General features: G+C 72.3%; 6 protein-coding genes, 2 tRNA genes and 1 pseudogene. 5 read left to right on the top strand and 4 right to left on the bottom strand.

What is annotated here, in order from left to right; genetic code table 11:
- A pseudogene (locus tag ABZ914_RS41390) lies at positions 1-222 on the top strand (hypothetical protein); the annotation flags it as partial.
- 442 nt (positions 223-664) lie between these two features.
- Here the strand turns inward: ABZ914_RS41390 and ABZ914_RS41385 are convergent.
- Positions 665-735 (bottom strand) — tRNA-Gly (locus ABZ914_RS41385).
- 156 nt (positions 736-891) lie between these two features.
- Here ABZ914_RS41385 and ABZ914_RS41380 point away from each other — a divergent pair.
- From ABZ914_RS41380 to ABZ914_RS41370, 3 genes are all read left to right on the top strand, one after another.
- A tRNA-Pro gene (locus ABZ914_RS41380) sits at positions 892-965 on the top strand.
- 135 nt (positions 966-1,100) lie between these two features.
- Positions 1,101-3,395, top strand: a complete 2,295-nt coding sequence (locus ABZ914_RS41375) for an Orn/Lys/Arg family decarboxylase (protein WP_500200124.1) — start codon at positions 1,101-1,103, stop codon at positions 3,393-3,395.
- Positions 3,396-3,494: 99 nt separating this feature from the next.
- Entirely contained in the window at positions 3,495-4,535 is a 1,041-nt protein-coding gene (locus tag ABZ914_RS41370) for an NAD(P)-dependent alcohol dehydrogenase (protein ID WP_500200122.1), read from the top strand.
- 57 nt (positions 4,536-4,592) lie between these two features.
- Here ABZ914_RS41370 and ABZ914_RS41365 read toward each other — a convergent pair whose 3' ends face one another.
- The 3 genes from ABZ914_RS41365 to ABZ914_RS41355 all read right to left on the bottom strand — a co-directional run bounded on the left by ABZ914_RS41365 (position 4,593) and on the right by ABZ914_RS41355 (position 7,474).
- The gene (locus tag ABZ914_RS41365; RefSeq protein WP_500200126.1) at positions 4,593-5,105 is read right to left on the bottom strand and encodes a Dps family protein; all 513 of its coding nucleotides are present in this window, start codon (positions 5,103-5,105) and stop codon (positions 4,593-4,595) included.
- 184 nt (positions 5,106-5,289) lie between these two features.
- Entirely contained in the window at positions 5,290-6,729 is a 1,440-nt protein-coding gene (locus tag ABZ914_RS41360) for an FAD-binding oxidoreductase (protein WP_500200121.1), read from the bottom strand.
- Positions 6,730-6,850: 121 nt separating this feature from the next.
- Positions 6,851-7,474 (bottom strand): TetR/AcrR family transcriptional regulator, encoded by a 624-nt coding sequence (locus tag ABZ914_RS41355; protein ID WP_500200119.1) that lies wholly within the window; start codon positions 7,472-7,474, stop codon positions 6,851-6,853.
- 90 nt (positions 7,475-7,564) lie between these two features.
- On the opposite strand from ABZ914_RS41355, the gene ABZ914_RS41350 reads away from it, so the two are divergent.
- The coding region (locus ABZ914_RS41350) for an MFS transporter (RefSeq protein ID WP_500200116.1) at positions 7,565-8,210 on the top strand (646 nt) is incomplete at its 3' end.

Raw genomic sequence — 8,210 nt, 5'->3', positions numbered from 1 at the left:
GGTGCGGTTCCCGTGGTGCTGTCGGACGGGATGAGCGGGCGACCGGTCGCCGCGCAGATCGAACGCGAGTTCTCCGGGGTGTGGGCCTGGTACGGGGAGGCCACCGGTTCGTGGTGGGCGATGGTCCGGCTCGGCCGTGGCGAGCGGCTGGTGGAGGCGCTCAACCCGGAGGAGTTGAGGAAGGCGATCGTCCACGCACGGGGCTGGCCCTGGCCTCGGTGACTGTCTGGGGTGTCGGCTAGCGGCAGAGTGCAGTGATTCAAGCTGTGCGACTGGGAGATGGGGCGTCAAGGTCATGGGCCGTCTCGTCGATTGCTGGTCCGCAATCGGCTGGCAGATGCAGCGGCTCAGGTTCTGATCTGCACTTCCACGATCTTCGGCACGTCGGCAACACCCTGACGGCCACCACGGGCGCGAGCCTCAAAGAGCTGATGTCCCGCAGGGGGCAAGCCTCATCTCGGGCGGCGCTGATCTACCAGCACGCGAGCCAGGATCGGGACAAGGCGCTCGGGGAGGCGTTCAAGGTGGCTCGGGCCAGTGACAAGGGTGACAAGGGCACCCCGAAACGATCGGGCACGCAACGGGCACGGAAGCCGAAGACATCTTGAGGAAAAGGGCGGCCCAGGTGGGGAAACAGGCTTCCTACCTGGGCCTTCTCAGTGGGAGCGGGCGACGGGAATCGAACCCGCGTAGCCAGTTTGGAAGACTGGGGCTCTACCATTGAGCTACGCCCGCGAGGGGTTGGAGGGCCGGCTGGGCCCTCGATCGTCAACGGTAGCGTACCGGGTGACGGGGAGCGAACGGGTCCGCAGTCGTAATGCCGGGTTGAGCGAGGCGGACGGGCCTGATCGGCATTAGACTTCACGGGTCGCCGGGGACGGCGGCGTGTCGCGGGCTGTAGCGCAGTTTGGTAGCGCACTGGCTTTGGGTGCCAGGGGTCGTGGGTTCGAATCCCGCCAGCCCGACCGAGTGGGGCGCGAGGCGTCCGGTGGCGGACGAGACCGGTGGGTGACAGTTGGCTGCCGGAGCCTGTCCGCACGCACGGTGATTGTTGTACTACTGGCGGCGACCGGGTCCTCGTTCCGAGCCTAGGAGCCCCCTTGGAGCACACGGTTCTCATCGCGGCGGGCGAGCGGGCCGACGCCGACTCCGTGGCCGCCGAGCAGTTGCGGGACGTGCGCGGTGAGATGGAGCGGCGCGGGCTGCGGGTGCGGTGGACCCACCGGACCGAGGACGCGCTCGCGGTGCTGCGGTCGGACGCGACGCTCGCGGCGGTCCTCGCCGAGTGGGCGGTGCAGGACGCCGACCAGGTCCTCGGCGGGATCACCGGACGCTTCCACGGGCTGCCGGTCTTCCTGATGATGCGCGACGGCGGCGTCCGGGACGTGCCCCTGTGGGTGTACGAGGTGATCTGCGGGCTGGTGTACCCGCTGGAGGACACGCCCGCGTTCATCGCCGGGAGGATCAGCCGGGCCGCGGAGGAGCACGCCGAGAGCCGGCTGCCTCCGTTCTTCGCCGCGCTGCGCCGGTTCGACGAGGACCACCGGTACTCGTGGCACACCCCGGCGCACGCGGGGGGCGTCGCGTTCCTCAAGACGGGGGTGGGGCGGGCGTTCTTCGACTACTTCGGCGAGCATCTGCTGCGCACCGACCTGTCGATCTCCGTGACGGACCTGGGGTCGCCGCTGGAGCACACCGGGCCGATCGGGGACGCCGAGCGCAACGCCGCCCGGGTGTTCGGGGCCGAGCGGACGTTCTTCGTGGTCAACGGGAACTCGACCGCCAACCGCATCGTCGGGCACCACGCGATCGCCCGCGACGAGCTGGTGCTGGTGGACCGGAACTGCCACAAGTCGATCCAGCACGCGCTGACGATCAGCGGTGCCCGGCCGGTGTACCTGGTGCCGGAGCGCAACGGGCTCGGGCTGGCCGGGCCCGTCCCGCCGGGGGCCCTGCGGCGGGACGCCGTCCGGGGGCGCCTCGCCGGTCATCCGCTCGCCGGTGGCGCTGCCGCGCCGGAGCCCTCGTACGCGGTGATCACGAATTCGACGTATGACGGGCTGTGCTACGACGCGGTGCGCGTGGCGGGGCTGCTGGGCGACAGCGTCCCGCGCGTCCATTTCGACGAGGCGTGGTTCGCGTACGCGCGGTTCAACCGGATGTACGAGCGCCGGTACGGGATGGCGGTGGACGAGCGGGCCGTGCCGGGGCCGGGACGTCCCACGGTGTTCGCGACCCAGTCCACGCACAAGCTGCTGGCGGCGCTGTCGCAGTCGTCGATGCTGCACGTCCGGTCGTCGGAGCGGGCACCGGTGGACTACGACCGGTTCAACGAGACCTATCTGATGCACGCCTCGACGTCGCCGCTGTATCCGATGATCGCGTCGCTGGACGTGGCGGCGGCGATGATGGACGGGCCGTCCGGGCCCTTCCTCACCGGCGAGGCGATCGTGGAGGCGGTGCGGTTCCGGCAGGCCATGGTGCGGGTGGCCGCGCAGATCCGGTCGGACGACGCGCGTCCGCCGTGGTTCTTCGGCGTGTGGCAGCCGCCGGCCGTGACGGATCCGCGCACGGGCGCGACGGTGCCGTTCAAGGACGCCGACCCGGAGCTGCTGTGCACCGAGCCTTCGTGCTGGGCGCTGGAGCCGGGCGCGTCCTGGCACGGGTTCGACGGCCTCGACGAGGGCTACTGCCTGCTGGACCCGATCAAGGTGACGATCACCTGCCCGGGCGCCGACGCGGCGGGCGGGCCGGCCCGCTGGGGCGTCCCCGCGCCGGTCGTGGCCGCCTACCTGCGGCGACGCGGGATCGTGGTGGAGAAGACCGGTGACTACACGCTGCTCGTCCTGTTCTCGATCGGCATCACGAAGGGCAAGTGGGGGACGCTGATCGACGCCCTCGTCGACTTCAAGAACGCCTATGACGACGACGTGCCGCTGCGGGAGATGGTGCCCGGCTTCGGGCCCGAGGGGGTCGGCCTGCGCCGGTACTGCGAGCAGGCTCATCTGCGGCTGAGCGGGTCGGACCTCGGGACGCTGCTCGACCGGGTGTTCACCGACCTGCCGGAGCCCGCGCTGACGCCCGGCGACTGCTACCAGCGCCTCATCCGGTCCGGCACCGAGCGGGTGCCGCTGGAGCGGCTGGCCGGACGGATCTCCGCCGCGACGGTCGTCGTCACCCCGCCGGGGATCCCGATGCTGATGCCGGGAGAGGCCACCGGGCCCGACGACGGGCCGGTGATGACGTACTTGCGGGCGCTGGAGGAGTTCGACCGCGCCTTCCCGGACATCGCCACCGACATCCACGGCGCCCACCGGGACGAGGACGGCCGGTACTGGATCGAATGCGTCCGCCGGGAGGACGGCGGGAGCCCCGCCGAACCGGCTTCCGGGTGAACCGCCCTCCGGGGCGGGTGGAACGCCCTGTTCGGGGGCATGCCCTGCGGCGAGGGAGAAGGCCGTCCGGGGGCGGCGGCCGTCGTCGGAGGGGGAGCCATGAAGGCGGTGCAGTATCGCGAGGTGGGCGGTGCGCCGGAGGTCGTGACGGTGCCGGACCCCGTCGTGGGCCCGGGGCAGGTCCTGCTGAAGGTCACGGCGGCGGGCGTCTGCCATTCCGACATCGCGGTGATGAGCTGGCCGGCGGAGCAGCTCGCGTTCCCGCTGCCGCTGACGCTCGGGCACGAGGGCGCCGGGACGGTGGAGGCGCTCGGGGACGGTGTCGAGGGGGTGGCGATCGGGGAGTCGGTGGCCGTCTACGGGCCGTGGGGATGCGGGACGTGCCTGATGTGCGCGCAGGGCAAGGAGAACTACTGCCTGCGGGCGGAGGAGCTGGAGATCCGGCCGCCGGGGCTGGGCGCGCCCGGCGCGATCGCCGAGTACCTGCTGGTCGATGACGCCCGCCACCTGGTGCCGCTCGGCGGGCTGGACCCGGTGCGGAACGTCCCGCTGACGGACGCGGGGCTGACGCCGTACCACGCGATCAAGGGGGCGCTGCCGAAGCTGGTGCCGGGCAGCGCCGCGGTGGTGATCGGGACGGGCGGGCTCGGGCATGTGGCGATCCAGGTGCTGCGGGCGCTGAGCCCGGCGCGGGTGATCGCGCTGGACGTGTCGGAGGACAAGCTGGAGCTGGCCCGGACGGTCGGCGCGCACGAGACGGTGCTGTCGGACGAGCGGGCGACGGCGCGCGTGCGGGAGCTGACCGGCGGGCTCGGGGCGCAGGCGGTGTTCGACTTCGTCGGGGCGCCGCCGACGGTGGCGACGGCGACGGCCGTCGCGGGCGTGGAGGCGGACGTGCTGATCGTCGGGATCGGCGGCGGCATTGCGCAGCTCGGGTTCGGCGTCATCCCGTACGACGCGTCGGTGCGGGCGCCCTACTGGGGCAGCCGCGCCGAGCTGATCGAGGTGCTGGAGCTGGCGCGGTCCGGGGTCGTGGACGTGCACGTCGAGACCTACTCGCTCGACGAGGCACCCGAGGCGTACGAGCGCCTGCACGCGGGCCGCGTCAACGGCCGCGCCGTGATCCTTCCTAACGGCTGACACCGCCCATGCGTCCCCTGCCCGCCCAGGGGACGACCGGCGCCGGCATGGGCTGGGTCAGTGGGCGGGGCCGTCGTGCGGGGCCTCGACGAGCGGGGTGTCGACCAGGTGCTCGATCAGGAACCAGGCCTGCAGCTCGCCGGTGCGGATGACGTCGGAGACCAGCAGGTCGTTCGTGCCGTCGTCGCCCATCTCCTGGGCGCGGGCGGCGACCTCGTGGGCCGTGACGAGGATCGTCTCGTGCGCCTCGAGCAGCCGCGACAGCATCGCGGGGACCTCCTCGGCGCCGTTCGGCGGGCGCGGCACGGCGGTGATCTCCGCGACGTGGCGGGGGTCGCCGACCGCGACGCCGCCGAGGGTCTGCACCCGCTCGGCGATCAGGTCCACCAGCTTGAGCTGCTCCTCGGCATGCTTGTCGAGCAGGAGATGGAGCTGGTAGAAGGTCGGCCCGCGCATCAGCCAGTGATGCTTCTTGTAGAGGCTGTAGAGGATCTGGGTGTCGGCCAGAACCTGGTTGAGCCTCTCGCAGGAGTACATCCGGGCCTCGAACGACAGGCCGAGCGGGAACATCCGGACCGTGCCGAAACTCTGGATCTCCCTGCCATCGACGTGCACCCATGGCTGGCTTCCCGTTGCGGGCTTTCGGCTGGTGCGTTGGGTGGGCACCGGGCAACTCCCCTCACGATCAAGGCGCGGACAGCGTGGTGGTTTCCCGAAACCCCGCGATATCGCCCCGGGCGCGGCCAACAAGGCATCAAGAATCCTTGGGCCGCCCGCCGTCGGCGTGGTCGGCGGGCGTGATGTTGTGGTTCATGCGGAACAGGTTGCGCGGGTCGTAGCGCTTCTTGACGGCGGCGAGGCGGTCGTACCGTTCGCGGCCGTAGATCGCGCGTAGGGCTTGCGGAGTGGCGGCTTCCCATGCGCCGAGAAGGTTGGGCATTCGCTCGTCCATGGTCCATGGGGCGAGCGCGTCGACCAGGGTGTCCAGTTGCTCTTGGAACAGCGCGGTCTTGCCCGCGTCGCCTCCGCCGATGCCCAGCACCGACCATCCCGCGTCCCGGCCGGGAACCGCGTTGGGGACGGCCGGTGGCGCTTCCATGGCTCCGCCGAGGCGGCGCACTTCGACGAGGCTCAGTTCGCTTTCCGAATCGGGGCCCGCCACGGCGAGGAGGGCCTCGGCCGCCTCGCCGGGAAAGTCCCGCAGCATTCCCGAGCGCTCGACCCACGGGAAAGGACCGGGCGGGTCGAGGAACAGCGAGGCGGCCTCGCGGTAGGGCGGCTCGGTGATCGATTCCAGCAGCGTCGGCGCGATCCGGCGCATCGGTTCGAAGGCGCGTTCCGCCTCGTCCCGCGGTCCGAGCGAGGTGAACCGCAGGTGCATCACGAACCGTCCGCGGAGGGGCTCCGGCATCGCGGGCAGAGCGCGCTGGAAGGCGACGGACGAGCTCATCTCCCTCGGCAGGCCGCGCGCCCATTCCCGCCAGGCGTGCAACGTCCGCGCCATGTGCTCGCCGGCGAAGAAGAGTCCGGCGCCGTAGAACCGGCGGACGGGGAAGAGCGCGAACTCCAGGGCGGTGACCGCGCCGAAGTTGCCCGTTCCGCCGAGCAGCGCCCAGTACAGGTCCGGGTCGGAGGACGGGGTGGCCCGGCGCGCCTCGCCGTCCGCGGTGACGACCTCGATCGCCCGCACGTGGTCGGCGGCGTATCCGTGGAGGCGGCCCATGATCGGGCTCGCCCCGCCGCCGAGGTGGTAGCCGACGACGCCGACGCTGGACGAGCCGCCGCTGATCGGAGCGAGGCCGTGGGCGCCGGCCTCGTCGAGGGTGTCGCGCCAGCGGGCTCCGCCCTCGACGCGCGCGACCCTCCGTCCGGGGTCGACGCGGACGGCCCCCATCCGAGACATGTTGATCAGCACCGCCCCCTCGGCGGAGCGGGCCATCTGGTGTCCGGTGGCGAGGACGGCCACCGGCAGGTCCCGCTCGGCGGCGAACCGCACCGCGGCCCGGACGTCGTCCGCGCCGGTCGCGCCGACCGCGACCGCCGGACGTACCGGGGTCAGCAGGTTGAAGGTGGCACATTCAGCCGGGTAACCGGCGTCGCCGGGCAGCACCACCGGGCCGCCGACCCGTTCCGGGAGATCCGCGATGTCGGCCCTGCTCAGCGAAGCCGGGCGCACCGGTACAGAGGAGGCCATCTCGTTCCGCCTTCCGTTCCCCGTCCCGCGCGCAGCCGCCATCGGCGAGGGAGACCCTGCCCCGTCCGCGTCCGGCGACACGAAGCGCTCGGGGTCGGTATCTCCGCGTTCGCCGATCGTCTCAGCGCGGGGTGTGGGGGGCGACGAAGGTGGAGTGCAGGAGGCGGGCCATGTGGTCGCCTATCTGCTCCGGTGTCCAGCCGCGGTCGACGAGGAGGGTCTCGCTGACGCCGTTGGAGATGAGCGCGAGCAGCATGTCGGTGGCGGTGTCGACGGTCCAGCCGGGCGCGAGGACGCCTTCGGCGTCCAGGCGGGCGATGAGCGCCCGGTTCGTCTCGTAGCGCCAGTACATCGCGGTGGCCCAGTGCCGTGCCGCGTCCGGGTCGTCGCCCGCCTCCCGCTCCACCGCGCGCGACACCGCGAGGATGCGCGGCATGAACGCGGCGTGCCGGTGCGCGAAGCGCTCCAAGGCGGCGACCGCGTCGGGCGCGTCGCTCACCGGGGCGAACCGGCCCTCGATGTCCTCGACCTCGTTCACGTAGTCGAACAGCTCGCTGATCAGCTCGGCGCGGGACGCGAAGTGCAGGTAGACGGCGCGCCGCGACACTCCGGCGCGCTCCGCGACGGCCGCCATGGTCGTCGCCGCCATGCCGTGCTCCTCGACGAGTTCGCGCGCCGCGCGCAGCAGCGCCGCCCGCGACCGGCGGCTGCGCGCGTTCCGCGGCTCCTCGATCGACCTCGCCATGCCCCCCATGCTCTCAGCCCGAGCCCTGGCCTTAACTGCACGCAGTGTGTAATTTCTTGAAGTACACGTGGTGTGTAGTTTGGAGGGTCGATGGAGAGGAACCGTTGGTGGCCCGTGGTCGGGTGCGGGCTCGTCGTGTTCATGGCCACGCTGGACACCAGCATCGTGGCCGTGGCGCTGCCGGCCGTGGAGCGCGCCCTCGGCGTCCGCACGGCCGCGGCCCAGTGGGCCGTCCTTGGCTACCTGGTGCCGTTGGTCGCGCTCAGCCTGCCCGCCGGGCGGTGGCTCGACCGGACGGGTCCGCGGGCCGCGCTCGTGCTCGCGACCGGCGGTTTCACGCTGAGCAGCCTCGCCGCGGGCCTCGCGCCCGGCCTCGGCGCGCTGGTGGCGGCGCGGGTGGTGCAGGGGGCGTTCGCGGCGGTGCTGTTCGCGCTGGTCCCGGCGGTGACGGTGCGGGCCGTCCGGCCGGAGCTCGCGGGACGGGCGAGCGCGCTCGTCATGACCCTGGGGCCGCTCGGCGCGGTCAGCGGGCCCGTCCTCGGCGGCCTGATCGTGCAGGCGTGGGGCTGGCCCTGGATCTTCTACATCAACGTGCCCGCCGGGGTCGTGGTGATCGCGATCGCGCTGGCGAGCCTGGACCGCGACGCGCTCGCCCGGCTGCACGGGCACGACGCGGCGCGCTCGGTGAACGGGACCGGCGCCCCCTGGTTCGACCACGACCCGCCGCCGGAGGACC

The sequence above is a fragment of the Spirillospora sp. NPDC046719 genome (genome assembly GCF_040645715.1).
Taxonomy (GTDB): domain Bacteria; phylum Actinomycetota; class Actinomycetes; order Streptosporangiales; family Streptosporangiaceae; genus Spirillospora.
The sequence above is the reverse complement of the archived record's forward strand: the minus strand, read 5'-3'. Positions and strand labels throughout refer to the sequence as shown.

Bases quoted from the DNA above. Each gene is read 5' to 3' on its own strand.
- ABZ914_RS41365 (WP_500200126.1), bottom strand. From the start codon at position 5,105: ATGTTCCCGCTCGGCCTGTCGTTCGAGGCCCGGATGTACTCCTGCGAG.
- ABZ914_RS41370 (WP_500200122.1), top strand. From the start codon at position 3,495: ATGAAGGCGGTGCAGTATCGCGAGGTGGGCGGTGCGCCGGAGGTCGTG.
- ABZ914_RS41360 (WP_500200121.1), bottom strand. From the start codon at position 6,729: ATGGCCTCCTCTGTACCGGTGCGCCCGGCTTCGCTGAGCAGGGCCGAC.
- ABZ914_RS41355 (WP_500200119.1), bottom strand. From the start codon at position 7,474: ATGGCGAGGTCGATCGAGGAGCCGCGGAACGCGCGCAGCCGCCGGTCG.